Annotated in this window: 22 protein-coding genes; 13 read left to right on the top strand and 9 right to left on the bottom strand. The window is 71.5% G+C overall.

The genetic code is table 11. The features are described 5' to 3' along the window. Positions 1–4: 4 nt before the first annotated feature. Both ALSL_RS01315 and tsaB read left to right on the top strand, forming a co-directional pair. Complete coding sequence (locus ALSL_RS01315) at positions 5–2,434, top strand: cation-translocating P-type ATPase (protein WP_161970912.1); 2,430 nt, start codon at positions 5–7, stop codon at positions 2,432–2,434. A 58-nt stretch (positions 2,435–2,492) separates the two neighbouring features. Beyond that, positions 2,493–3,194, top strand: a complete 702-nt coding sequence (gene tsaB / locus ALSL_RS01310) for a tRNA (adenosine(37)-N6)-threonylcarbamoyltransferase complex dimerization subunit type 1 TsaB (RefSeq protein ID WP_126535921.1) — start codon at positions 2,493–2,495, stop codon at positions 3,192–3,194. 5 nt (positions 3,195–3,199) lie between these two features. Here tsaB and prmC read toward each other — a convergent pair whose 3' ends face one another. Both prmC and ALSL_RS01300 read right to left on the bottom strand, forming a co-directional pair. Beyond that, positions 3,200–4,024 carry a peptide chain release factor N(5)-glutamine methyltransferase gene (gene prmC / locus ALSL_RS01305; RefSeq protein WP_126535919.1) on the bottom strand — a complete coding sequence of 275 codons (825 nt, stop codon included), beginning with the start codon at positions 4,022–4,024 and terminating at the stop codon, positions 3,200–3,202. 162 nt (positions 4,025–4,186) lie between these two features. After that, on the bottom strand, positions 4,187–6,868 hold the full coding sequence (locus ALSL_RS01300) for a M1 family metallopeptidase (protein ID WP_126535917.1): 2,682 nt from the start codon (positions 6,866–6,868) through the stop codon (positions 4,187–4,189). 167 nt (positions 6,869–7,035) lie between these two features. Here ALSL_RS01300 and ALSL_RS01295 point away from each other — a divergent pair, with 167 nt between their 5' ends. Together ALSL_RS01295 and ALSL_RS01290 are read left to right on the top strand one after the other, a co-directional pair. Beyond that, entirely contained in the window at positions 7,036–7,959 is a 924-nt protein-coding gene (locus ALSL_RS01295) for a LysR substrate-binding domain-containing protein (protein WP_126535915.1), read from the top strand. A gap of 26 nt (positions 7,960–7,985) precedes the next feature. Continuing rightward, positions 7,986–8,585 (top strand): hypothetical protein, encoded by a 600-nt coding sequence (locus tag ALSL_RS01290; protein WP_126535913.1) that lies wholly within the window; start codon positions 7,986–7,988, stop codon positions 8,583–8,585. Positions 8,586–8,626: 41 nt separating this feature from the next. On the opposite strand, the gene ALSL_RS01285 is transcribed toward ALSL_RS01290, so the two are convergent. Both ALSL_RS01285 and ALSL_RS01280 read right to left on the bottom strand, forming a co-directional pair. Further along, positions 8,627–9,169: an adenine phosphoribosyltransferase gene (locus tag ALSL_RS01285; protein WP_126535911.1), complete on the bottom strand. Its 543-nt coding sequence runs from the start codon at positions 9,167–9,169 to the stop codon at positions 8,627–8,629. Next, complete coding sequence (locus ALSL_RS01280; RefSeq protein WP_126535909.1) at positions 9,166–9,435, bottom strand: putative signal transducing protein; 270 nt, start codon at positions 9,433–9,435, stop codon at positions 9,166–9,168. The genes ALSL_RS01285 and ALSL_RS01280 overlap by 4 nt, the downstream gene beginning before the upstream one ends. A 138-nt stretch (positions 9,436–9,573) precedes the next feature. Between ALSL_RS01280 and ALSL_RS01275 the strand changes: the two genes are divergently transcribed. From ALSL_RS01275 to ALSL_RS01265, 3 genes are read left to right on the top strand one after another with little or no spacing between them, the layout of a single operon-like run. Then, a complete protein-coding gene (locus ALSL_RS01275) occupies positions 9,574–11,331 on the top strand; it encodes a glutamine--tRNA ligase/YqeY domain fusion protein (RefSeq protein ID WP_231700258.1) in 1,758 nt (585 codons plus the stop codon). A gap of 5 nt (positions 11,332–11,336) precedes the next feature. Then, positions 11,337–11,894 (top strand): nucleoside deaminase, encoded by a 558-nt coding sequence (locus ALSL_RS01270; RefSeq protein WP_126535905.1) that lies wholly within the window; start codon positions 11,337–11,339, stop codon positions 11,892–11,894. 2 nt (positions 11,895–11,896) lie between these two features. Next, positions 11,897–12,592, top strand: a complete 696-nt coding sequence (locus ALSL_RS01265) for a TVP38/TMEM64 family protein (protein WP_126535903.1) — start codon at positions 11,897–11,899, stop codon at positions 12,590–12,592. A gap of 9 nt (positions 12,593–12,601) precedes the next feature. Here ALSL_RS01265 and lptG read toward each other — a convergent pair whose 3' ends face one another. Together lptG and lptF are read right to left on the bottom strand one after the other, a co-directional pair. Continuing rightward, positions 12,602–13,702 carry an LPS export ABC transporter permease LptG gene (lptG, locus tag ALSL_RS01260; RefSeq protein ID WP_126535901.1) on the bottom strand — a complete coding sequence of 367 codons (1,101 nt, stop codon included), beginning with the start codon at positions 13,700–13,702 and terminating at the stop codon, positions 12,602–12,604. Beyond that, positions 13,699–14,802, bottom strand: a complete 1,104-nt coding sequence (gene lptF / locus ALSL_RS01255; RefSeq protein WP_126535899.1) for an LPS export ABC transporter permease LptF — start codon at positions 14,800–14,802, stop codon at positions 13,699–13,701. The genes lptG and lptF overlap by 4 nt, the downstream gene beginning before the upstream one ends. A 98-nt stretch (positions 14,803–14,900) precedes the next feature. Here lptF and ALSL_RS01250 point away from each other — a divergent pair, with 98 nt between their 5' ends. Both ALSL_RS01250 and ALSL_RS01245 read left to right on the top strand, forming a co-directional pair. After that, positions 14,901–16,400 carry a leucyl aminopeptidase gene (locus ALSL_RS01250; RefSeq protein ID WP_126535897.1) on the top strand — a complete coding sequence of 500 codons (1,500 nt, stop codon included), beginning with the start codon at positions 14,901–14,903 and terminating at the stop codon, positions 16,398–16,400. An 81-nt stretch (positions 16,401–16,481) separates the two neighbouring features. Continuing rightward, positions 16,482–16,904: a DNA polymerase III subunit chi gene (locus ALSL_RS01245; RefSeq protein WP_126535895.1), complete on the top strand. Its 423-nt coding sequence runs from the start codon at positions 16,482–16,484 to the stop codon at positions 16,902–16,904. Positions 16,905–16,910: 6 nt separating this feature from the next. On the opposite strand, the gene ALSL_RS01240 is transcribed toward ALSL_RS01245, so the two are convergent. Next, positions 16,911–20,498: an ATP-binding protein gene (locus tag ALSL_RS01240; RefSeq protein ID WP_126535893.1), complete on the bottom strand. Its 3,588-nt coding sequence runs from the start codon at positions 20,496–20,498 to the stop codon at positions 16,911–16,913. Positions 20,499–20,651: 153 nt separating this feature from the next. On the opposite strand from ALSL_RS01240, the gene ALSL_RS01235 reads away from it, so the two are divergent. Together ALSL_RS01235 and ALSL_RS01230 are read left to right on the top strand one after the other, a co-directional pair. After that, positions 20,652–21,221 (top strand): cytochrome b, encoded by a 570-nt coding sequence (locus ALSL_RS01235; RefSeq protein WP_126535891.1) that lies wholly within the window; start codon positions 20,652–20,654, stop codon positions 21,219–21,221. A 13-nt stretch (positions 21,222–21,234) separates the two neighbouring features. Next, a complete protein-coding gene (locus ALSL_RS01230; RefSeq protein WP_231700257.1) occupies positions 21,235–21,795 on the top strand; it encodes a YceI family protein in 561 nt (186 codons plus the stop codon). A gap of 10 nt (positions 21,796–21,805) precedes the next feature. Here ALSL_RS01230 and ALSL_RS01225 read toward each other — a convergent pair whose 3' ends face one another. Then, on the bottom strand, positions 21,806–22,045 hold the full coding sequence (locus ALSL_RS01225; RefSeq protein ID WP_126535889.1) for a glutaredoxin family protein: 240 nt from the start codon (positions 22,043–22,045) through the stop codon (positions 21,806–21,808). An 81-nt stretch (positions 22,046–22,126) separates the two neighbouring features. On the opposite strand from ALSL_RS01225, the gene ALSL_RS01220 reads away from it, so the two are divergent. Continuing rightward, positions 22,127–23,509 (top strand): L-serine ammonia-lyase, encoded by a 1,383-nt coding sequence (locus ALSL_RS01220; RefSeq protein WP_126535887.1) that lies wholly within the window; start codon positions 22,127–22,129, stop codon positions 23,507–23,509. A 14-nt stretch (positions 23,510–23,523) separates the two neighbouring features. Here the strand turns inward: ALSL_RS01220 and ALSL_RS01215 are convergent, their stop codons facing one another. After that, positions 23,524–23,904: a helix-turn-helix domain-containing protein gene (locus ALSL_RS01215; protein ID WP_126535885.1), complete on the bottom strand. Its 381-nt coding sequence runs from the start codon at positions 23,902–23,904 to the stop codon at positions 23,524–23,526. Between the two features lie 109 nt (positions 23,905–24,013). On the opposite strand from ALSL_RS01215, the gene ALSL_RS01210 reads away from it, so the two are divergent. Next, entirely contained in the window at positions 24,014–24,991 is a 978-nt protein-coding gene (locus tag ALSL_RS01210; protein ID WP_126535883.1) for a hypothetical protein, read from the top strand. The last annotated feature ends 91 nt before the right edge of the window (positions 24,992–25,082 follow it).

Below are 25,082 nucleotides of genomic sequence, written 5' to 3'. Positions count from 1 at the left end.
AATCATGCAGAACGAACCGGCCAAGGGCTTGCCTGCCGAGCAGGTGCGTGCACTGCGGGAGCGTTTCGGGCCCAACGTGCTGTTTGCGCGGACGCCGGTGCGCTTCTGGGCGATCGCGCGCGAGGAGGTCACCGAGCCGATGATCCTGCTGTTGCTGGTGGTCGGCGTCGCCTACAGTCTGTGGGGCGCGCGCGCCGACGCGGTGACCATCTTCATCGTCATCGCCGTGCTGGTGCTGGCCGAGGTCTGGAACGAATACCGCGCCAAGCGGGCGATCGCCGCGCTCGAGCGCATCGCCGCGCCCAGGTCGCGGGTGATCCGCGACGGCACGCTGGTCGAGGTGGACAGCGAGGAGCTGGTGCCGGGAGACCTGCTGGTGCTCGCCACCGGCACCCGCATCGCCGCGGATGCACGCGTGACCACCAGCCTGGGATTGGCTTGTGACGAGTCGGCGCTGACCGGCGAGTCCTTCCCGGTGGAGAAGCAGCCCGGCGACACCGTGTTCGCCGGCACCGTGGTGGTCGGCGGCGAAGGCGAGGCGGTGGTGACGGCCATCGGCCAGGCCACGCGCCTGGGCGGCATCGGCCGCACGCTGGGCGAGGTGCGCCAGCCGCGCACGCCGCTGCAGCTGGCGATGCGCGCGCTGGCCGGCAAGCTGGTGTGGGTGGCGGTCTTCTTCGCCACGTTGATCCCGCTGATCGGCGTGCTGCGCGGCCAGGACTGGCGGCAGATGGTGCTCACCGGCCTGTCGCTCGCCTTCGCCACCATTCCCGAGGAACTGCCCATCATCATCACCATGGTGCTGGGACTGGGCGCCTACGCGCTCTCGCGCAAGCACTTTCTGATCAAGCGCCTGCGCGCCGCGGAGACGCTGGGCGACGTCACCGTGATCGTCACCGACAAGACCGGCACGCTGACCGAAAGCCGCATGCAGGTGGCGAGCCTGTTTCCGGAAGATCGGGCGGACGCGGTGCTGCAACGCGCGCTCGACAATCTCGCCGAACACGTCACCGATCCGCTCGAGCAGGCACTCGCGCAGGCGGCCGCGCAGCGTCGCCTGCCGCCGCCGGCAGGCGCCATCGTGCGCATGCGCCCGCCGGGCCAGGGCCGCAAGACCAAGAGCACGCTGCGCCGCCTCGGCGATACGCTGCGGCTCACGGTGAGCGGCGCGCCGGAAGAAATCGCCGCCCGGGTCCGTGCGCAGCCCGCGCAGGCCGATGCCTTCATCGCCGCCGAGACCGCGCGCGGCCGCCGGCTGATCGCGGTCGCCGGCCGCGAGCTTGCCGAGGCCGACGCCGCGCGCGATTGGGACGAGCTCGAACACGAGCTCGAATGGATCGGGCTGGTGAGTTTCGAGGATCCGCCGCGCGCGGGCGTCCGCGAGACGCTGGAGCGCGCCGCGGCCGCCGGCATCCGCACGCTCATGGTAACCGGCGACCATCCGGCCACCGCCGCCAGCATCGCCGCCCAGGTCGGCATTCCCGCAGGCCGCGTCATCACCGGCGCCGAGCTCGATGCGCTGTCCGACGCGGCGCTGGAGCAAACCCTGCGCGAGGCCGTGGTGTTCGCGCGCACCACCCCCGAGCACAAGCTGCGCATCGTCGGCGCGCTGCAACGCGCGGGCGAGGTGGTCGCGGTGACCGGCGACGGCGTCAACGACGCGCTGGCGCTCAAGGCCGCCGACGTCGGCATCGCGATGGGCATCCGCGGCACCGACGTCGCCCGGGACGCGGCCGACATCGTGCTGGCCGACGACAACTACGTCACCATCATTCGTGGCGTGTTCGAGGGCCGCAAGTTCTACGACAACCTCAAGAAGGGCGTCACCTACTACCTTGCGGTCAAGCTCGGGCTGATCCTGATCTTCCTGCTGCCGGTGCTGATCGGGCTGCCGCTGCCGTTCTCGCCGATCCAGATCATCGTGCTGGAATTGTTCATGGACCTGGCCGCGTCCGCCGGCTTCGTCATGGAGCCGGCCGAGCCGGCCATCTATGCGCGCCGGCCGCACCGCCGCGGCGAGGTGGCGCTGCTCGACCGGCCCGCGCTGCGCTCGATCGGGGTCCGCGCCGTGCTGCTGTTCGCCGCAGTGATGGCCGGCTACGGCCTGGCCGCCAGCCAGGGCGCGGATACGACGCAGCTACAGACCTGTGCGTTCGCCGCCTGGATGCTCACCCACGTCGCGCTGGCCTTCGTCTCGCGCTCGCAGACCCGCTCGGCCCTGGCCCACGGCCTGTTCGGCAACTGGGCGATGGATCTGTGGGCCCTGGCGGCGGTGGCGTTCCTGCTCGCGGCGATGTACCTGCCCGTGTTGCAGGCGCATTTCCACATGAGCCCGATGCCGTGGCCGCGTCTGCTGGCGGTAACGGTGGCGGCGCTCGGCGCGGCGGTGCTCGCCGATGCGGCCAAGCGCCTGGCTGGCGAACGCGGGCCATGAGACACGCCACCGGAAGCGCATCACCGTCGACCCGCGCGGCTTTGCGAGAATGCACGCCATGAACCTGCTCGCCATCGAGACTTCCACCGAGGCCTGCTCGGTCGCCCTGGTGCACGGCGAGGGCGTGATCGCCCGCAGCGAGCTGGCGCCGCGCCGGCATGCCGAGCTGGTGCTGCCGATGGCCGACGCGCTGCTTGCCGAGGCCGGCCTCGGCCGCCGCGCGCTCGATGCCGTCGCCGTCGGCCGCGGACCCGGTGCCTTCACCGGCGTGCGCCTCGGCGTGGCGCTCGCGCAGGGCATCGCGATGGGACTGGACGTGCCGGTGGTGCCGGTGTCCTCGCTCGCCGCACTGGCGCTGGAAGCCCCGCAGGAGGAGGACGCCGCGATTCTCGCCGTGATCGACGCGCGCATGGGCGAGATCTACGCCGGCAGCTACCGGCCCGACGGCGCGGGCGGCCTGGAGGCGCTGGACGAGGAGCGCGTGACCCGCGCCGAGTCGCTGGTGCTGCCGGAAGCGGCGCACTGGCATGGGGTCGGCAGCGGCTGGTCCAGTTATGCACAAACGCTGCGCACGCGTCTCACCGGCCATCTGCGCAGCGCCGGCGGCGCGCACTATCCGCAGGCCCGGCACGTCGCCGTGCTCGGCGTCCGCGCCTTCCGCGCCGGCCAGGCGGTGGCGCCCGAGCAGGCGCTGCCGGTCTATCTGCGCGACAAGGTCGCCCTGACCTTGAGCGAACAGGGCAAGGCGCCGGGCGCATAGAGCGCTCAGCGCCGGCCGCCGCTCACCCGCTCGCGCTGCTCGAGATCGCGCGCGGTGAACACCTGCGCGTAGCCGGCCGCCTGCAGCAGGGCACGCGCCGCCTCGCCCTGGGTCCAGCCGTGCTCGAACAGCAGCCAGCCGCCGGGCACGAGATGCGCGCGGGCCCCGGCGACGATGCGGCGGATGGCGTCCAGCCCGTCGGTGCCGGCGACGAGCGCGCCCGCCGGCTCGAAACGCAGATCGCCCTGCGTCAGGTGCGGATCGCCGGCCTCGATGTAGGGCGGGTTGGAGACGATCAGCTCGAAGCCGCCTGCGCCGGCGAGCGGCGCCAGCCAGTCGCCCTCGGCGAAGGCGACGTTGCGCAAGCCCAGCCGCGCCGCGTTGCGCCGCGCCACTTCGAGCGCCGCGGCACTGACGTCGGTGGCCAGCACCTGCGCGCGCGGCCGTTCGCGGGCGATCGCCAGCGCCACCGCGCCGCTGCCGGTGCCAAGGTCCGCCACGCGGCACGGCGCGTCGGCGGGCAAGCGCTCGAGCGCGAGCTCCACCAGCCGCTCGGTGTCCGCGCGCGGGATCAGCGTGGCCGGCGTCACGTCCAGATCCAGCGACCAGAAGCCCTGTTTGCCGAGGACGTACGCCAGCGGCTCGCCGGCCGCGCGGCGCTCGAGGAGCGCGGCAAAAGCCGTCTGGACGTCCGGATCGACGGCCTCGTCGGCATGCGCGATCAACCAGCTGCGCGGCTTGCCGAGCACGTGCATGAGCAGCCACTCGGCTTCGCCGGCCTCGCCCAGGCGCTGCGCCGCCTCACGCAGCAGGGCACGCACGGCGGTCATGCAAGCCGATCCTCGATCTCGTGCACGGCAGGCATCCTCCGAGTTTTCGTAAAGACCGCGAAACGCGGGCTCGCCCATGAGGGCCGATTGTCCCAAGGGTTTACCGGCCCCGCTTGGGCATGCGAGGCCCGCGGTCCTCCGGCAGACCGCGGCGATGTCCGTTCAGCGCAGGATCGCGGCCGGGTCCTGGCTGGCTTTCAGCGCGGCGCACAACTGGGTGGCCTCGGTGGTCTGCGCAAGACCGCGTTCGGCGCCGGGCGCGTCCTTGGCGCGCGTGGCGAAGAACGCCTGCAGGCGCTCGGCCTCGGCTTGCGAGCAGCCGCCGCCGCCCATCAGCGCGGGCAGACGGCCGCCGGCGAAGCTGCCGGTGCGCGCGAGAATGCGGTCGTAGTTGTTGACCGACCACTGCCACAACGCGTCGCGTTCCGCCGGCGTGTCGCGGCCGTTGCGCAGCAGCGCGGCCATCTCGCCGACCTTGACCTGCTTGTCGAGGGCGAGGTCGCGCACGCGCGCGGCGAGCGCCGGATCGCGCGCATAGGACAGCCCGGCGAGGATGGCATTGCGCATCGCCGGATCGGAAGTCTGGGGCAGGGCCGCGATGAGCGCATCGACCGCCGGCTTGCCGCGCTCCTGCACGGTGACGCCGAGCACCACGCCGAGCAGATCCGGATCGGCGGCGGCGAAGTCGGGCCGGCCGTCCTTGCCGGCGAGCACCGCATCGCCCTGGCGCAGCAGCGCCGCGCGCACCTCGGGCAGTTCGTAATCCAGCGCGAGGGTTTCGGCCAGCGTGGCGCGCAGCAGGGCGTCGCCATCGGCCTCGCCGGGCTTGCGTGCGTAGCCGAGCGCGGTCAGGCGCGGCAGGTAGTGTTCCTTGACCCAGCCGGCGACGCGCGCACGCTGGGCGGCGGTCTGCGCGAGATGGCGATGGATCCATTCGACCGTGCCGAGCGGGGCGACGGCCACTTCGCGGGTCTGGGCGGCGGTGAGCGGCGCGAGCGCGGCGAGCACGTCGCCGGCGTCGAGATCGCCGTGACGGAAGGCCGCATCCACCGCATCGGCGTAGGCGAGCTGCTCGGCGTCGGCGAGCTGGCCGATGCGCTGGCCGAGCGCGGCCAACTCCTCCTTGGGCATGGCGAAGCGGTAGTAGCCGCTGGCATTGGCGTTGGGCATCACCCAGGTATGCGCGTCCGCCCCGGCGAGCACCATGCGGCCCTCGGCCTTGTCGAGCAGCTCGCAGCTCACCTTGCTGCCGGCGGCCACGCCGTAGCGCACGCACACCGGCACGCCCCACACGTGGTGCGTGTCGCCCTTGCTGCCGACCGGCAGGTAGCGGCTCTGCTTCAGTTCCAGGACGGTCTGGCCGTCCTGCTGCGTCAAGCGCGTGCGCACGTAGGGCACGCCGGGCTGGTCGAGGAAGCTCGAAAAGGCGTGCTTGAAGTCCGCGCCCTTGCCGGCCGCCGCGGCGATCGCGTCGATCAGATCGTCGGCGGTGGCGTTGCCGAACTTGTGCTGCTGGATGTAGGCGCGCATGCCCTGCTGGAAGGTGGCCTCGCCGACGTAGCCTTCGAACATGCCGAGCACTGCCGCACCCTTCTGGTAGGTGATGCCGTCGAAGGCGGTCTCGATGTCGCCGTTGCCGGTGATCGGCTGGCGGATCTTGCGCGTGCTGACCAGGCTGTCGCCGTTCATCGCGCCCTCGGCGCCGCGCACGCGGTCGAGGTCGGCGCGGTATTCCGGGTGCAGCTTCTGCGTCACCTTCTGCTGCATCCAGGTGGCGAAGGCCTCGTTGAGCCAGATGTCGTCCCACCAGGCCAGCGTCACCGTGTCGCCGGTCCACTGGTGGGCGAGCTCGTGCGCGGTGACGTTGAACGAACCGCGCACGTATTGCGCCGGGGAGTCCGGATCGAGCAGCAGCAGCCAGTCGCGGAAGGTGACGAAGCCGGGGTTCTCCATCGCGCCGGCGGAGAAATCCGGCGCGGCGACGAGGTCCAGCTTGCCGAACGGATAGCCGAAGGCGTAGTAGTCCTCCAGCGTCTGGATGATGGCCGGCGTCTCGCCGAGCACGTGCTGCATGCGGTGCGCCTCGCCCTGCGCGGCGATGCCGCGCAGCGGCACCGGCTCGCGGCGATGGGCATTGGGCGCGATGGTCGGGCCGCTCTGGATGTCCCACGGGCCGACGCCGAAGGCGACGAGATAGGTCGGCAGCGGCGGCGTCGGCGCGAAGGTCAGCGTCTTCCAGCCGGCGCCGGCCGGCGTTTCCTTGACCTGCGCGGTATTGGCCGCGCCGACCTGGTCGGCGGGAATCGTCAGGCTGATGTCGAAGGGCGTCTTGAAGCCGGGCTCGTCGAAGCCGGGGAAGGCGTAGCGCGCGCTGATCGGCTCCATCTGCGTCATCGCGTAGGGCTGGCCCTTGTGGCTGACCTTGTACAGGCCCTGCAGCTGCTGGTTGAGCGGCGCCTCGTAGTCGAGGGTGAGGGTGATCTCCTGCGGCTTGAGCGTGGTGCCGAAGTCGATCCGCGCCACGCCCTCGGCCGGCGCCGCGGCGACGTAGGTCCCGGCGCGCGTCCTGCCGGCGGCGTCGGTGATGGCGACCTTGCTCACCTTGAGGTCGTGGCCGTGCAGCCAAAGGTGATCGGCGGCCTGGACGAGCTTCACCCGGATGGTGGTGGTGCCGGAGAAATCGGACTGGCGCGGATCGACCTTGAAGGCGAGCGTGTAGTGCTCGGGAATCGCCCAGCGCGGCAGCTTGCCGTGCGGCAGCGTATCGGCCGGCACGGCGGCGAGGGCGGCGCCGCCGGCGGCGGCCAGGGCGGTGAACAGCAGACTGCGGACCAGGGCGCGCATGAGGTTTCTCCCGAACAGGCCAGAGCAAAGTCTATGAAGCTACGGGCACGACGACCGTCCGGCCCAGTGCCGGAAGCCATGGCCGCCCGCCGCGAGCCATTGCCGGCGGCGATGACAAGCCCCACCATCGGCCCTAAGCCGCCTATCGCCCCGCCCGACCGACGCCCATGAACCTGCGCGATCTCGCCTATCTCGTGGCCCTGGCCGAACACCGCCATTTCGGCCGCGCCGCCGAAGCCACCTTTGTCAGCCAGCCCACGCTGTCCACGCAGATCAAGAAACTCGAGGACGAGCTCGGCGTCACCCTGGTCGAACGCACCCCGCGCAAGGTGCTGCTCACCGAGACCGGCCAGGAGATCGCCCGTCGCGCCAAGGCCGTGCTGGCCGAGATCGACGAGATCAAGGCGCTCGCCCGGCGCACCCGCGACCCGGAGGCCGGCCGCCTGCGGCTGGGCATCTTTCCCACCCTGGGGCCCTACCTGCTGCCGCACCTGGTGCCGCGCGTGCGCGAGACGTTGCCGCGGCTGGAGCTGCTGCTCACCGAGGAGAAGACCGAGCAGCTCCTGAAGCTGCTGCGCGAGGGCACGCTCGACGCCGGCATCCTCGCCCTGCCGCTGCACGATGAGAGCCTGCACGCCGCATACCTGTTCGAGGAACCCTTCGTGCTGGCGGTGCCGGAGGGCCACCCGCTGGCGAGCAGGCGCGGACCGCTCGAGCTCGCCGCACTCGAGCACGAGGACCTGCTGTTGCTCGAGGACGGTCACTGCCTGCGCGACCAGGCGCTCGAGGTCTGCCGGCACGCCGGCGCCGGCGAGAAGGCCGGCTTCCGCGCCACCAGCCTGGAAACCCTGCGGCAGATGGTGGCCGCCAACGTCGGCATCACCCTGCTGCCGCTGCTCGCCACGCGGCCGCCGGTACCGCCCACCGGGCATGTGCGCCTGCTCGCCTTCGACGGCGCGCCGCCCAGCCGGCGCATCGCCCTGGTCTGGCGCAAGAGCTCGGCGCTGGCGCCCTTTCTCGAGCGCTTCGCGCGCCTGGTGCAGGAAGTCGCCCTCGACGCGCTCGGGCAGGGCGAGCCCTTGACCGCTTGAAAGGCGGCCACGGATCGATCGCGCCGATGCGCCGCTGGCCGCCGGTCCTGCTCGGGCTGCTCGCGCTGTGGGGCGCCGCGACCGCCTGGAAACACCGCGCGACGACGCCGCTGCCCGGCCTGTTGGCGCCGGATGCGCCCGTACAGGTGGATCTGGCCGACGGCGCGACGCTCAGCCGCGGCGACGTCAGCCTGCGCACGCGGGCGCACATCGCGCTCACCGCCCGCGTGCTCTCGCGCGAGGACTACCGCTTCGACGCCGGTGCCTTTCTGGCGCCGGTCGATCTCGCGCTCGGCTGGGGGCCGATGTCGGACAGCGCGGTGCTCGCCCGCATCGCCATCGGCCAGTCCGGCCGCTTCTACTGGTGGCGCGTGAAGGACTTCCCGATCCCGCGGCGCGCGATCGAAACGCATAGCGCCAACATGCACCTCATCCCCGCCGATGCGGCCGTGCGCGGCGTGTTGGGGCGGGTGCGCCGCGGCCAGCTGATCCATCTGGAGGGCTTCCTGGTGGATGCCAGCCGCAGCGACGGCTGGCAATGGCCTACCTCGCTGACCCGCGAGGACACCGGTGCCGGCGCCTGCGAACTGGTCTACGTGGAGGAAGCGCACATCGCCGCGCCCTGAGACCTCGCGCGGTGGGGAAAACGCTGCCGCCGCCGCGTTTTTCAGAAGTGCAGCAGCGCGCGCAGCGGCGCCCCCTCGCCCCAGCGCATGCGTCCGCGCAGGGCATCCAGTTCCACCACCACCTGGGCGCCGAGCAATGCGCCGCCCAGCCGCGCCACCAGCGCCCGCGCCGCGCACAGCGTGCCGCCGGTGGCCAGCACGTCGTCGATGAGCAGGGTGCGCTGGCCCGGGCGCAGGGCGTCGTTTCGCGCCTGCAGGCGGTCGGTCCCGTATTCGAGCGCGTAGTCCACCTCGACGACCGGCGGCGGCAGCTTGCCGGGCTTGCGCAGCGGCACGAAGCCGGCATCGAGCTCGCGGGCCAGCGCCGCGCCGAAGATGAAGCCGCGCGACTCGATTCCGCACACCGCCTGCACGTCCTGCCCGCGCCATGGCGAGGCGAGCGCCTCGATGCACGCGGCGAAGGCGGCGCGGTCGGCGAGCAAGGGGGTGAGGTCGCGAAACACCACCCCGGGCACGGGGAAATCGGGCACCGCGCGGATACCTTCGCGCAGCGCCGCCAGGCGCAGGACGTCCTCGCCGGTCATGCCGGCCGGCCGACCGGGAGGCCGGACGCCGGCGCGTCCGCGGCGGCTGCGGCACGTTCGCGCGCATCGATGTCGTGGATCAGCGCGCGCGCCGCCGGCCATGCCGCTGCCGGCACCTGCACCGCAAGCAGGTCACAGGCCGGCAACTGGCCGATGCCGCCGGTGAGGTAATGGCCGGCGATGAAGGCCGGGATGCCGGCGCCTTCCAGGGCGTCCTTGACCAGCTGGGCATCGATCAGGCTGCGGGCGTGATAGACGGTCTGCATGCCGCACACGCTAGCGGCAGCGGCGCGGCGCTGACAAGGCGGGCGGCACCGGCGCTGCCTTGGGGCAAGTCCGCCTGCCGGACCGCTCCGCCGCGAGCGGGTAGACTTACCCCTTTTATGCCGAGCATGGCGAGCCCGATGTCGACCGCCCCCGAGACCGCCCCCGACGCCGACCGCACGGACGGCCCGCGCGATTTCATCCGCCAGATCGTCCGCGATGACCTGGCCGCCGGCCGGGTCGCCATGGTGCGCACGCGCTTCCCGCCCGAACCCAACGGCTACCTGCACATTGGCCATGCCAAGGCGATCTGCCTGGATTTCGGCATCGCCCGCGAATTCGGCGGCCGCTGCAACCTGCGCCTGGACGACACCAATCCGGGCAAGGAAGACCCGGCCTTCGTCGAAGGCATCAAGGAGGACGTGCGCTGGCTGGGCTTCGAATGGGACGCGCTGTGCCATGCCTCGGACTATTTCGAGGTGTTCTACCTCGCCGCGCTGAAGCTGATCGCCGAGGGCAAGGCCTATGTCGACGATCTCTCGGCCGAGGAGATGCGCGCCTACCGCGGCACGCTGACCGAGCCCGGCCGGCCTTCGCCTTGGCGTGAGCGCAGCGTGGCAGAAAACCTGGACCTGTTCCGACGCATGCGCGCGGGCGAGTTCGCCGACGGCAGCCGCACCCTGCGCGCGAAGATCGACATGGCCTCCGGCAACCTCAACCTGCGCGATCCGGCGCTCTATCGCATCCGCAAGATCGCCCACCAGAACACCGGCGATGCCTGGCCGATCTACCCGATGTACGACTTCGCCCATGCGCTGTCGGACGCTATCGAGGGCATTACCCATTCGCTGTGCACGCTGGAATTCGAGGACCACCGCCCGCTCTACGACTGGTGCGTGGACAGCGTCGATCTCGTCCACCACCCCGAGCTGCTCGAGCCGCTGCGCCGGCAGGACCGCGACGTCCAGCCCAGCCGCCCGCGCCAGATCGAGTTCTCGCGGCTCAATCTTTCCTATTCGATCACCAGCAAGCGCAAGCTTGCCGAGCTGGTGGCGCGCGGGCTGGTCGAGGGCTGGGACGATCCGCGCATGAACACCCTGCGCGGGCTGCGCCGGCGCGGCTTCACGCCCGGCGGCATCCGCCTGCTGATGGAGCGGCTGGGCGTGTCCAAGCAGAACAGCGTGATCGACTACACGCTGCTGGAGAACTGCATCCGCGAGGATCTGGACGACCACGCGCCGCGGCGCATGGCGGTGCTCGATCCGCTCAAGCTGGTCATCGTCAACCTGCCCGAGGACCACGAGGAAGCGCTGGTCTTCGCCAACCATCCCAAGGACGAGAGCCTGGGCACGCGCACGGTGCCGTTCGCGCGCGAGCTGTGGATCGAGCGCGAGGACTTCGCCGAAGTGCCGCCGAAGGGCTTCAAGCGCCTGGTGCCGGGCGGCGAGGTGCGCCTGCGCGGGGTCGGCATCGTCCAGTGCGAGGAAGTGCGCAAAGACGCCGCCGGCCGCGTGAGCGAGTTGCGCGTCACCCTGGATCCGGCCTCGCGGCAGGGCCTGCCCGGCGCCGAGCGCAAGGTCAAGGGCACCATCCACTGGGTCAGTGCGCGGCATGCGGTCGCCGCCGAAGTGCGCCTGTACGACCGCCTGTTCAACGTGCCGGCGCCGGACGACGAGAGCGACGGCAGCAGCTGGCTCGACCACGTCAACCCCGAGGCCAAGCGCGTGGTCCAGGGCTGGGTGGAACCGGCCGCCGCGCAGTGCGCGCCGGAGACGCACTTCCAGTTCGAGCGGCTGGGCTATTTCGTCAGCGACCGCCTGGACCACCGCGCCGACGCGCCGGTGTTCAACCGTGCGGTCACCCTGCGCGACACCTGGGCCAGGGCGCGCGCGGAGTGACCCTCATGCTGCCGCACGAGATCCGGCTAGCCCTGCCCGCCTGGCTCGACGAGGTCGTCGACACGCAGCGCCGCTACCTGGACGATGTCGACCGCATGACGGTGGCGATCGCGCTCGCCCGCGCCAACGTCACGCGCGAACGCGGCGGGCCGTTCGGCGCGGCGGTGTTCGACGGTGCAGGCCGGCTGGTCGCCGCCGGCGTCAATCGCGTGGTCGCGCAACACTGCTCGGCGGCGCATGCCGAGATGCTGGCCTACATGGGCGCGCAGCAGCGCCTGGGGCGTTTCCGCCTCAATGCCGACGGCGGCCGCTACGTGCTCGCTACCAGCGCGCAGCCGTGCTGCCAGTGCTACGGCGCGACCGTGTGGGCCGGCATCGACGAACTCCTGATCGGCGCGCGGACCGAGGACGTGGAGCGCCTGACGCCCTTCGACGAGGGCCCGCTGCCCGCGGACTGGACCGGCGAGCTCGCCCGCCGCGGCATCGCCGTGCGGCGCGACATCCTGCGCGAACAGGCCTGCGCGGTGCTCGCCGATTACGGCCGGCAAGGGCTTGCGTATTGACGATGGGCCGCCTGCGCGCCGCGCTGCCGCTCCTGCTGCTGCTCGCCGCCGGCGGCGTGCTGTATGCCTCGGGCCTGCTCGACACGCTGCACCCGACGCGCCTGGCCGCGCACCAGGAGGCGCTCCACGCGCAGATCGCCCGCCATCCCTGGCTGAGCCGCTGCGCCTATGTCGGCCTGCTCACCCTGGCGGTGGCCACCGGACTGCCCGGCAGCGTGATCATCATCTTTGCCGGCGGCCTCGCCTTCGGCGTGGTCGAAGGCACTGCGCTGTCCTCGTTCGGGCTCACCTTCGGCTCGCTGCTGCTGTTCCTGGCCAGCCGCTATGCCTTCGGCTGCGGCAGCCGGCAGCCGCCGGCGCTGGTGGCCCGGCTGCACCGCGATTTCGCGCGGCACCCGCGCGGCTACGCGCTGTTCCTGCGCTTCCTGCCGGTGGCGCCGTTCGGCCTCGTCACCCTGTGTCTGGCCTGGCTGCGCTGCCCGCTGTGGTTGTTTCTGGGCGCGACCTGGCTCGGCGGCACGGTCATGCTGGTGTTCGAAAGCTCGATCGGCGCGGGTCTGGGTGAAGCGCTGCGCCGGCAGGGGCAGCTGGAGCCGGCGCTGCTGCTGCAGCCGCAGATCCTGGCCCCGCTCGGCGCGATCGCCCTGCTGGCGCTGCTCGCCCTCATCGTGCAACGGCGGCGGGCGCCGGGAGACTGACCGGCCTTTTTAGCCGAAGCGGCGGAAGTAGACCCAGGCCACGAGGGCGAGCAGCAGCGCCGGCAACAGGTTGGCCACGAACGGCGAAAGTCCGTACACGGCGCCGAAACTGACCATCGCCTTCTGCAGGAAATACCAGCCGATGGCCAGCAGGATGCCGAGGAAGATGCGCTTGCCCAAGCCCCCCGAGCGCAGCGCGCCGAACGCGAACGGCATCGCGCAGAGCACCAGCACCAGCACGTTGAGCGGGTACAGCGCGCGGCCCCAGAACGCCAGCGCATACACGCCGGGGCTTTCGCCGTTGGCTTCCAGATAGGCCATGTTGCGGCGCAGATCGCGCATCGGCAGGTATTCGGGATGGATCACCGACTGCTCCAAGATGCGCGGGTCCAGACTCGACGACCAGCGCATGCTCGGCTGGCCGCTGGTGTGCACGCCGCTCTCGTCCAGGGTACTGCTGCGCACCTGGCTCAGCACCCAGCTCTGGCCATCGTGCTCGGCGGTCCGCGCCCAGTCGAAACGCAGCAGACGGCCGTCCGGCGTCAGCGTGAACACGCGCACGTCGGCCAGCTGCACGCTGGCATGGGTGGCGGTCTGGCGCGCCAGCGCGGCCTTGGCGTTGATGATGCGCTCGCCGTCGCGGGCCCACAGGCCGGTGTTGCCGGCCAGTCCCAGGTTGCTCGCCTTGAGCTTGAGCTGCATCGCCTGCGCGCGCTGGTCGCCCCACGGCGCCGCGGTCTCGCCGAGCAGCACCACCCCGGCCAGCAGCACCGCCACCACGCCGGTGGCCGAGGCGGCGATGCGCAGCTTGGAAAGCCCGCAGGCACGCAATGCGGTGAGCTCGCCGGTACCGGCGAGGCCGCCGAGGCCGAGCAGGCCGCCGATCAGCGCCGCGTTGCCGAACATCTCGTAGAGCCGGCGCGGCACCGTCACCAGCACGTAGACCATCGCATTGGTGATGGTGTAGCCGTTGCGGCCGACCGAGCCCAGCTGGCGCACGAACTGGATCACCGCATCGAGGCCGGTCAGCACCAACCACACCATCAGCACCGCACCGAGCACGCTGCCGCCGATCAGCCAGTCGACCCGCTTGATGCGCAGGGCGCTCATCGGCGCGTCTCCGGCCGACGCGGTGCGTACTGGCGATAGAACATCCACAGCGCGATCGCGAACACGACGAGGCTGACCAGCCACATCGGCGTGGCGTGGTGCCAGCGCCCTTTCATCAACTGACCGCGGCACAGGGCGAGCAGCAGGTAATAGAAGTAAAAGCTCAGCACGGCGAGCAGCAGGCGGCCGAAACGCGGCTCGCGCGGGTTCTGCCGGGCCAGCGGCAGCGCCAGCATCACCAGCACCGCCATCATCGCCGGCGCGACCGTGCGCCAGGCGAACTCCGCGCGCGCATCGGCGCTGTCGGCGCGCCACAGCTCGCCCAGGGTCAGGCTGTGCGCGGGATCCTCGTCGCTGTCGTCGTTCTGGATGTTGGACAGCGAGGCGTCGTTGCGCACGTAGCGCATCTGCCGCCAGTTGTCGGCACCCAGCGGGATCTCGTACTGCCAGCCGTCGAACAACGCGACGAAGCGGCCATCGCCGCCGCTCTCCTGATAGAGCCGGCCGTGCTTGGCGGTGATCAGCTTGACCACCGGGCTGCCGTCGCTGTTCGCCCGCTCGGTGGCGATGAAGGTCTTGCCGAGCACGCTGCCGTCGCGGCTCAGGCTGTCGACGAAGATGATGCCGCCCTTGCCGGGAAGCTCGGTGAAGCGCCCGGCGTCCAGTCCCGCGGCGATCACCGAGCGGTTGGCCGCCGCGATCAGCCGGTCGGCGGTGCGCGAGGCCCACGGCCCCAGCCACATCGAGACCACCCCGACCACCAGCATCAGCACCACCGCGAGCACCGCCACCGGGCGCAGGATGCCGGCCGGCCCCATGCCCGCGGCGGCCAGCACGTGCATCTCGCTCTCGCGCCACATCCGGCCGAGGCCGAGCAGCAGGCCGAGGAAGCCGGCCAGCATCAACAGCGTGGACAGGCCGTCCAGCATGTTGAGGCCGAGCACCTGGAACATCACGCTGGCCGGAAAGCTGCCGTTGGCGACCTGGCGCAGCACCGAGGCGAACGAGGTGCCGGCGAAGATCGCCAGCAACACCACCACGGTGGCGCCGACGGTCTGGCCCAGCTCACGCAGGAAGTAACGGTCGAGGATGCTCGGCATGCGCTAGAATCGTCGGTTCGTCGCGCGCATCGGCGCTAGCTGCAAACGGCTAGTCTAGCCGGTTCTTCCCCCACGACAGCCTTTCCAAGGAACCCTCGATGACGCTCAAGTTCAGCCTCGGTGCGGTCGCCCCCGAAACCGTCGAGACGCCCTGCCTGGTGGTCGGCGTCTACGAACACGGCCTGCTCACCAGCGCCGCCGCGCGGGTCGACCAGGCGCTCGGCGGCACGCTCAAGCGGCTGGCCGAAAGCGGCGATCTCACCGGCAAGGCCGGCACCACGCACGTGCTGTTCGCGCCCGTGGGCGTCGCCGCGCAGCGCGTGCTGGTGGTGGGCCTGGGCGCGCAGAAGGGTTTCGATGCGCTGCGCTTTCAGAAGGCCCAGCTGGAGGCGGTGCGCGCCCTCGGCCGGCTGCCGGTGGCGAGCGCGGTGTCGTGCCTGGCCGAGGTGGACGTGCCCGGCCGCGACGCCGCCTGGCGCGTGCGTACCGCCGCGCTCGCCGCCGACCATGCGGCCTATCGCTACACCGCCACGGTCAAGCCGCGCGACGAGCAGCGCGCCACGCTCGACGCGCTCGCCTTCGCCGGCAGCGAGGAAGCCGCGCGCGGGCTCGACGAGGCGCGCGCCATCGCCGCCGGCGTGCGCCTCGCGCGCGAGCTCGCCAACCTGCCGCCGAACATCTGCAACCCCGCCTACCTCGCCGAACAGGCGCAGACCTTCGCCGCCGCCCATGCCGATGCCGTCGGCTGCCGCGTGCTGGAAGAGGCGGAACTGGCCGAGCTCGGTTTCGGCGCCCTGCTCGCGGTCGCCCGCGGCTCGGCCAACCGGCCGCGGCTGATCGCGCTCGAATACCGCGGCGCGCCGCCCGAGCAACGGCCCTACGCGCTGGTCGGCAAGGGCATCACCTTCGACACCGGCGGCATCAGCATCAAGCCCGGCCCGAACATGGAAGAGATGAAGTTCGACATGGGCGGCGCCGCCGGTGTGCTCGGCGCCTTCGCCGCCGCGGTCGAACTCAGGCTGCCGATCAACCTGGTCTGCGTGGTGCCGGCGGTGGAGAACATGCCCGACGGCAACGCCTACCGCCCGGGCGACGTGCTCACCAGCCTGTCCGGCCTCACCATCGAGGTGCTCAACACCGACGCCGAGGGGCGGCTGATCCTGTGCGACGCGCTGACCTGGACCGCCCGCACCTATCAGCCGCAGACCCTGATCGATGCCGCCACGCTCACCGGCGCCTGCGTGATCGCGCTCGGCAAGCATGCGTCCGGGCTGATGAGCCGCGACGATGCGCTGGCCGCCGAGCTCCTCGCCGCCGGCGAGGCGAGCCTGGACCGCGCCTGGCGCCTGCCGCTGTGGGAGGACTACCAGAGCCAGCTCGAGTCGGTATTCGCCGATCTGGCCAATGTCGGCGGGCGCCCGGCCGGGGCGATCACCGCCGGCTGCTTCCTGGCCCGCTTCACCGAGGGCCAGCGCTGGGCGCACCTGGACATCGCCGGCACCGCCTGGGAAGAGGGCCGCAAGGGCCTGGCCACCGGGCGGCCGGTGCCGCTGCTCGCGCAATGGCTGATCGATCGCGCGGCAGGACAGCGGTCCTGACGCAGGCGGGCGGCGGCCGGGAACGTCGATGACGGACCATCCCCGCGCCCAGCCGCCCACCGGTTTCCGCCTCACGCCGCCATGCCGCGCGCCGATTTCTACCTGATCGCCAAGCCGCGCTTTCGCGAGCAGCCGCTCGCCCTGGTGTGCGAGCTGGCCAAGCGCGCCTTCGCCGCGCAGCAGCCGACGCTGATCCTGACCCGCGACTTCGCCCAGGCCGAGGCGCTGGACGAACTGCTGTGGTCGTTCGACGCGGATGCCTTCATCCCGCACCAGCTCGCCGGCGACGAGGACGATGCCGCCACCGCCGTGCTGATCGTGCCGCCGGGCGTGGACACGCCGGACCGGCCGCTGGTCATCAATCTGCGCGAGACGATCCCGCAGGGCCGCTTCGAGCGCGTGCTCGAGGTAGTCGCCGCCGACCCGGCCGAACGCGAGGGTTCGCGGCTGCGCTGGCGGCAATACCGCGAGCGCGGCATCGAGGTCGGCAAGTTCGACATGTAGCGCCCTTCAGGCCGGGTCGGTGGCCAGGACGCCGGATGCCGGCGGCGCGGCGCGGCGCCGGCCGAGCACCCTCTCGATGACGGCGGCCAGCGCCTCGCCGGAAAGCGGCTTGCGCAGGAAGCCGTCCATGCCAGCGGCGCGGGTGTGGCTTTCCTCGTCGCGGTCGCTGCGCGCGGTCACCGCCACGATCGGCAGATACTCGCCCGGCCGCTCGCGCTGACGGATCAGCCGGGCGAGCCGGAAACCGTCCAGGCCCGGCAGGTCCAGATCGAGCAGCATGAGGTCGAAGTGCGTCTGCGCCAGCTCCGCCAGCGCGGCCAGCGCATGGCCGACATGGACCACCGCGTGGCCCTGCCGTTCGAGCAGACCGCAGATCACCGCGGCGACGATGCCGTCGTCCTCGACCAGGAGCACCTTGAGCGCCTGCGCGCTGGCCGCCGGGGCGAGCGCCAGCGGCGACGCCACCGCCGGCAGCGGCAGGCAGACGGTGAAGGTGCTGCCACGCCCGGGCTCGGAAACGAGCCCGATGCTGCCGCCCATGAGCTCGACCAGCTCGCGGCAGATGGCCAGCCCAAGGCCGCTGCCGGAACGCCGTTGCGGCCCGTCCATCTGCACGTAGCGACGGAACAGCCGCGCGTGCTCGGCCTGCGGGATGCCGGGCCCGGTGTCCTGCACGCTGAAACACACGCCCTCGGCGGTGCGTTCGGCGCGCAGCACGACGCCGCCGGCCTCGGTGAACTTGAGCGCGTTGTTGACCAGGTTGAGCAGGATCTGGCGGATGCGCAGCGGATCGCCCAGCAGGCGTTCGGGCAGCGCCTCGTCGACGTGCGCGTCGAGCCCGAGGCCCTTCATCTGCGCCGGGCCGGTCTCGAGCTGGATCACGTCCGCCACCAGCTGACGCGGATCGAACGGCACCGGCTCGAGCTCGAGGCGGCCGACCTCGATGCGGGCGAGGTCCAGGGAATCGTTGAGCAGCCGCAGCAGCAGGCTGCCGGAGCGCTGCATGGCCAGGGCATATTGGCGCTGGGTGGCGTCAAGCGGCGTACTGAGCAGCAGCTCGGCCATGCCGAGCACGCCGGTCATCGGCGTGCGCAGCTCGTGTCCCAGGGTGGCGAGGAACTGCGTCTTGGCCGCGCTCGCCTGTTCGGCGAGCCGGCGCTGCTGCTCGGTGTGCTGGACCTGCCGGCGATGCGCCTGGCGCCGGCGCCAGGCCCGCACACCGAGCTGCAACGCCACGCCGGCCAGCAGCGCGTAGACCAGCCACGCCCACCAGCGCCGCCAGGGCGGGGCCTGCACGTGCAGATGCAACGGTGCGGCCAGATGTCCCCAGCGGCCGTCGCTGCCGGCGGCGCCGCCTTCCAGCCGATAGTCGCCGGGCGGCAGCTCGGTGAAGGTGCGCTCGCCGTGCGGGCCGATCTCGACCCAGTCGGGGTCGTAGCCGCGCAGGCGGAAGCGGTAGCGCATGGCCTTGGGATCGACATAGGACAACGCACGCAGCGCCACCTGCAGCTCGCGCGTGCGCCAGCCCAGGGTGAGATCGCGCTGCTGCGTCGACCACAGCCGGGCACCATCGCCGTCGCGGCTGCCGAGCGTGACCAGCACCGGCTGCGGCGTCGGCAATGGCACTGGCGCGGCCATGGGATCGAAGGCGATCACCCCGGAGCGCACCGGCACGTACCAGAGGCGCCCGCCCGGTCGCCACACTGGCGTGCCGCGGAAGGCCCGCTCATCCAGGCCGTCGCCGGTGCCGAACACGGTGAACGCGCCGGTGCGCGGATCGAAGCGGCGCAGGCCGTCGGCGGCGAACAGCCACAGCCGGCCGGCGGCATCGGTCTCCATGCCATAGAGCACCATCGTCGGCCAGCCCTCGCGGGCACCGACGGTACGGTCCAGCACCGCCCGTTGGCCGTCGAAACGGTAGTGCTCGAGGACGTCCGGCCGTGCCATCCAGATGCCGTCCTGGCGATCGAACGACAGCATCTGCACGTCGCTGCCGCGGTTGACGCCGGGCACGAACGCCATGCGGCCGAGCTCGGGATCCCAGCGCATCAGGCCCTCGTGGTTGGCGTACCAGAGCCGCCCGCCGTGATCGTCCAGCAGGCTGGGACGCAGCGCGGGATCCGCCGCGTCCGGCGGCATCGGCACCGCGGTCACCGTCTCGCTGGCCGGGTCGAGGCGATACAGGCCGTTCGGCGCGGCGCACAGGTAAACCGCCCCGTCGGCGGCGCGGATCAGCATGCGCGCCCGCTCGAAAAGCCGCTGTCCGGGGGCGACCGCCCGCGGCTTGCCGTCCACCATGCGGAACGGCAGGCCATGCTGCAGAAACCACAGCTGGCCGTCGATGTCGGCCACCGCATTGGTGGCGCCGGTCAGCACGTGCTCGGCCTTGCCGGTGCCCGGGTCCAGGCGGTCGACGCCGGTCCGGAAGGCGACCCACAGCCGCCCGTCGGCGGCCGGGACTGCGGCCACCATGGTGTCGTCGCGCAGGCTGTCCGGATCGTCCGGCCGATGGCCGTAATGGGTGAAGCGGTCCCAGCTCGGCGGCAGGTAGGCCACGCCGCCGTCGTAGAAGGTGAACCACAGTCCGCCCTCGCGGTCGACGAGCACCCGCCACACCCATTCGCCCGGCAGGCCGCCGCGCAGTGAGGGCTGCGCGTGGAAGGCCCAGGCGCTGCCGTCGGGCGCGACCATCGCCACGCCATGCAGGGTGGCCAGCCACAGGCGGCCGGCGCGGTCGCGCGCGCTGTCGAAGACGAAATCCGGTCCGGGCGAGGCGGCGTCCGCCGCCCAGCGCACGGTGCCGTCGACGCCGCGCAGCATGAGCCCCTGCCGGGTGGCGATGCGCAGGCCGCCGCCGGGCTCGGCGGCAAGGCGCCAGACCTGCGCCTGCTGGCCCGGCCGCCAGGGCAGCTTCACCTCGTCGATGACGCCCTGACTCGAACGGTGGAACAGCCGGCCAGACCAGGTGCCGATCCACAGCCCGCCATCAGCCTCGGCCAGCAGGGCGCCGACGATCAGGTCGCGCGGGTTCTCGCTCGGCGTCTTCAGGTACGCCACGTGCTCGACGGGGCGGCCGTCGGCATACAGGCGATCGAGCCCGGCGTCGGTGCCGACCCACAGGCTGCCGTCGCGGGCGCGATCCAGCGCGGCGACGCGGTCGCTGGCCAGGCTGTCGACGCGCGCCTCGTCATGCCGCCAGTGGCGGAAATGCCGGCCGTCGGCCTCCAGCCGGTCCACGCCGGCCTCGCCGGTGGCGATCCACAGCGTGCCGTCGCCGCCGTCGACCAGCTGGGTGATGTCGATGGAGGCCAGCGAATCGGCGCGCCGGGGATCGTGCACGTAGCTCAGGAAGGACACCCCGTCATAGCGCACCAGCCCGCCCGAGCCGCCGAACCACAGGAAGCCCTGCGCATCCTGCACCACCGCGTTGATGGCGATGCTGGGCAGCCCCTCCTCGAGGCCGAAACGCCGGAACTGCGGCGTCGGCAGCAGCCGCTCCGCCGCCACCGCCGCGGCCGGTGGCCCGGCCGCTGCGGTGGCGTCCGCATGCCCGCCCGTCGCCAGCGCCAGGCCCAGCAGAAAGGTGGCCCACATGTGCATTTCCCCCTGGCCGGCCGTCATGCGCCGGCGCGCCCCCAAGTCGACTGCACAAAACCCTAGCACTCCAGGCCTGCCGCTGTCCGTGCGGCTGGCGGCGCCGGCCGGGATCGGCCACACTCACCGCGCACGACCGAAAAGGCGCCGACCATGCCGCTACGCACCGATGCCGAACGCTGGGGCGCGATCGCCCGGGCCCTGCACTGGTTGATGGCGATCGGCCTGCTCGGCGAGGGCCTGTTCGGGCTGTGGATGACCACCCTGCCGCCGTCGATGGACAAGATCCGTCTCTACGCGCTGCACAAGTCCATCGGCCTCACCCTGCTCGCCCTGGCCCTGCTGCGCGTGCTCTGGCGGCTCGTCGACGGCCGGCCGCGCGAACTGCCGGCGCCGGCCTGGCAGCGACACGCCGCGCACGCGGTGCATCTGGCGCTCTATGCGCTGATGCTGGCGCTGCCGCTGAGCGGCTGGTGGTTCAATGCGCTGCGCGGCTATCCGTTGCAGTGGTTCAAGCTGTTCAACCTGCCGGCGCTCGCCGCCAAGGACGAGGCCCGCGCAAGGCTCGCCCACGCGGTGCACGAATACGCCTACTGGCTGCTCTTGGCGGTGCTCGTCTTCCATGTCGGCGCCGCGCTCAAGCATCATTTCATCGATCGCGACGACGTGCTCGTGCGCATGCTGTCCGGCCGGCGTCGCGCCGCGCCCCGTCGATCCCTGTGAGGAGGAGGAACCCATGTACCGCGCCATCGTCCGCCTCGGCCTGGGCCTCGCGCTCGTTCTGCCGGCCGCCGTCGCCACCGCCGCCGATTACGCCGTGCAATACCCGCAAAGCCGCCTCGGCTTCACCGCGACCTTCCAGGGGGTGGCCTTCGAAGGGCATTTCGAACGCTGGCAGGCGGCGATCCGCTACGACCCGGCCGACCTCGCCCAGTCCCGCTTCGACGTCGAGGTGGATACCGCGAGCGCCAAGACCGGCGATGCCGACCGCGACAACGCCCTGCCGGGCGCGGACTTCTTCGATGCCGCCCATTATCCGCGCGCGCATTACGTCACCACCGGCTTTCGGCGCGTCGGCAACCAGGTGATCGCCGACGGCACGCTCACCCTGCGCGGGATCAGCCGGCCGGTCAGCCTGACCGTCACCTTCGTTCCCGACGGCAAGACCGCCACGCTCGACGTCGCCGGCACGCTCAAGCGGCTCGATTTCGGCGTCGGCGGCGGCGAGTACGCCGACACCTCGGTGATCGGCAACGAGGTTCAGGTCAAGGCACACCTGGCGCTCCTTGCCCGCTGAACAGCGCGCATCACCCGGCCGGCCCGCCTGCTGCGGCCAGGAAGGCGCGGACGGCGGCGACGTCGAACGGCCAGTCGAGCTCGCGCCCGCGGCGATCGCGCAGCACCGGCACGCGCTCGCCGTAGCGCGCGGTGAGCGCCGGGTCGTCATCCACCCACAGACTGGAGAAATCGCCCGCCCGCGCGGCGGCGAGCACGGCGATCGCCTCGTCGCACAGGCGGCAGTCGTCGCGCAGGATGAGTTCGAGCATCCGTCCAGGATAACCCGCGGGGCCCGAAGGCAGGCGCGTCGCGTAGAATGAGCGCCCCTGCCGCAGCCCCTTTTCCGAACCATGGCCGTCAGCGTCTTCGATCTGTTCAAGATCGGCATCGGACCGTCTTCCTCGCACACGGTGGGGCCGATGCGTGCGGCGGCGCGCTTCGTCGCCCGCTGGCTGGACGAGAAGGGCGTGCTCGAAGAAGTCGCCCGCGTGCGCGTGGAGCTGTACGGCTCGCTGGCGTTGACCGGCCGCGGCCACGGCACCGACAAGGCGGTGCTGCTCGGCCTCGAAGGCGAACAGCCCGACCGCGTCGATCCGGACGCCATCCCCGGCATCCTCGCACGCATCCGCGAGAGCGGCCGGGTGCGCCTGCACGGACGCCACGAGATCGCCTTCGACGAGAAACACGACCTCGTCTTCAACAAGCGGCAGAAACTGCCGTTCCATCCCAACGGCATGCGCTTTGCCGCCTACGACGCCGCCGGGCGCGAACTGGCCACGCGCGACTACTACTCGGTCGGCGGCGGCTTCGTGGTCAATCAGGACGAGGCGGCCGAAAACCGTATCGTCGCCGATACCACCGCGCTGCCTTATCCGTTCGCCAGTGCCGCCGAGCTCCTGGCCGCCTGCGAGCGGCACGGGCTGTCCATCGCCCAGTTGATGCTTGCCAACGAGAGCGCCTGGCGGCCGCCGGAGGCGATCCGCGCCGGCCTGCTCGGCATCTGGCAGGCGATGGAGGCCTGTGTCGAGCGCGGGCTGCGCTCGCCCGGGGTGCTGCCCGGCGGCCTGCACGTGGCGCGGCGCGCGCCGACGCTGGCCGAGGAGCTGCGCCGGCGGCCGGAGGATGCGCTCAAGGATCCGCTCACCATCCTCGACTGGGTGAACATCTACGCACTCGCCGTGAACGAGGAAAACGCCGCCGGCGGCCGCGTCGTCACCGCACCGACCAACGGCGCCGCCGGCATCGTGCCCGCGGTGGGGCTCTATTACCGGCGCTTCTGTCCGCAGGCCAGCGAGGCCGGCATCGTCGACTATCTGCTCACCGCCGGCGCGATCGGCATCCTCTACAAGGAAAACGCCAGCATCTCCGGCGCCGAGGTCGGCTGCCAGGGCGAGGTGGGCGTGGCCTGCTCGATGGCCGCCGGCGGTCTCACCGCCGCGCTCGGCGGCAGCCCGCGGCAGGTGGAGAACGCCGCCGAGATCGGCATGGAGCACAACCTCGGCCTCACCTGCGACCCGATCGGCGGGTTGGTGCAGATTCCCTGCATCGAGCGCAACGCGATGGGCGCGATCAAGGCGATCAACGCCAGCCGCATGGCGCTCAAGAGCGACGGCAAGCACTACGTGCCGCTGGACAAGGTGATCGCCACCATGCGCGAGACCGGCCGCGACATGAAGGACAAGTACAAGGAAACCAGCCGCGGCGGGCTGGCGGTGAACGTCATCGAGTGCTGAAAACGCCGCCAGCCTCAGCGCGATTTGCGCGGTGGCGAGGCCAAGGCCGCGACCAGCTCACCCACCAGTACACGCCGCTCCGCCGGCAAGGCCAGAAAGGCTTCGATCACCCGCCGGTCGGCCGCCTCCAGCGGCAGCGGCCAGGCCGCCCGCTCCTCCCGGATGCCGCCATATTGCAATTGATGGGGCGGCGTCCCGGTCAGCTCGGCCAGGGCCTGCAGGGCCCTGGGCCTGGGCATGTAGCGCCCGCTCAACCACCCGGAAATGGCCTGCGCGGTCACCACCACGCCACGCCGGGCCAGCATTTTCTCCAGGATCACCGGGCGTGCCTCGATGCCCGCGCGCTGCAGGGCTTCGCGCAGACGCGCGGCAAAGGCGGCATGATCCTGTTTCATGCCGCCAACGGTAGGGGCAGTGTCCGTCCGTCAAGGAAAGCAACACTTTCGCCATCAGGCAAATTTTGCTTTCATAGACTTGAGGCAGATTCCCAGGGATGCGGGCAAGATGGGCGAGCAGTTCGACAGTTCCACCGAGCCTAGGGAGGCTCCCGCGCAGGCGGGCCGCGATGACATCCCATTGCGGATGGATTTCCCGCCCCATGACATCCGCGTGCCGATGCTGCCGGCCTTCCCGCCGGGGTTCGGCACCCATGCCAGCGCGTCCATGCAAACCTATCGGGCCCTGCTGCGTGCGATGGCGATGGAGGTGGCCGCCCCGATGGGCGGGCAGGCGCCCTGGTTCGTGAACCTGCCATGGGTCCATGGCGACACGTCCGCCCTGCTGGCCGCACTGGACCTGCATGTGCGGGCCAATCTGCCCGAGATCCGCCGCATGCCGGTCGAATCGGTGCTGCAACTCTTGTCCAGGCCACGGGTGATCCGTCGCCTGGCCGGCAGCTTCGTCTGTTCGGGCATCCGCTTCCCCGCCGTGCCCCTGCGCCCGCTTTCCTCGTTGAAGCGGTATCCCGCACATCCGCACGAGGAAAAATGGACGGTGGACAAGTGCATCTATCCATGCCTGCCGCTCGAACACCGGATCGCCGCGCGGGAGCGGGAATTCTTGCGCTGGGCCGAGCACGAGTCCGAGATCCAGGCCCTGTGCCGCCTGCACGTCGGCCACCCCTTCCCGGAATTGCCCTACTGCGACCCGGCAGGTCATGCCATCGCCTACCGGCCCCGGTACCTGCTACGGACCCGGACAACCCTGCATCTGGTCGACCTGGATCCGGTCGGTGACTCGGCCCGGGACACCATCCGCTACTGGTGCCGACTGATCAACACCCTGCCGCCCACCTGCCGCGACGGGCTCCGCTGGCTGCATGCGCCGCTGGCGCAGCTCGATCTCGCCGCGTGGCGGCAACAGACCGAGCTCCATGACCTGCTCGTGCGTGCCGCATTCGCCTGCTTGCCGGACGTCCCGGCGGAGCAAATGCCCATGCGCCCTCCAAAGGACACGTCGATGCGCGAGACGCCCTCTGTCTAGCGGGAATGGGTGCCGCCAGCACCGGGCAAGCTCGCCTTCCGCAAAGCCGACAAGCCAGGCTGCCCACCGACCGGAGGAGACCGTTGCCCAG

This window comes from Aerosticca soli, assembly GCF_003967035.1.
Taxonomy (GTDB): Bacteria; Pseudomonadota; Gammaproteobacteria; order Xanthomonadales; family Rhodanobacteraceae; genus Aerosticca; species Aerosticca soli.
Note: the sequence above shows the minus strand (reverse complement) of the source record. Positions and strands in the feature narration are given on the sequence as shown.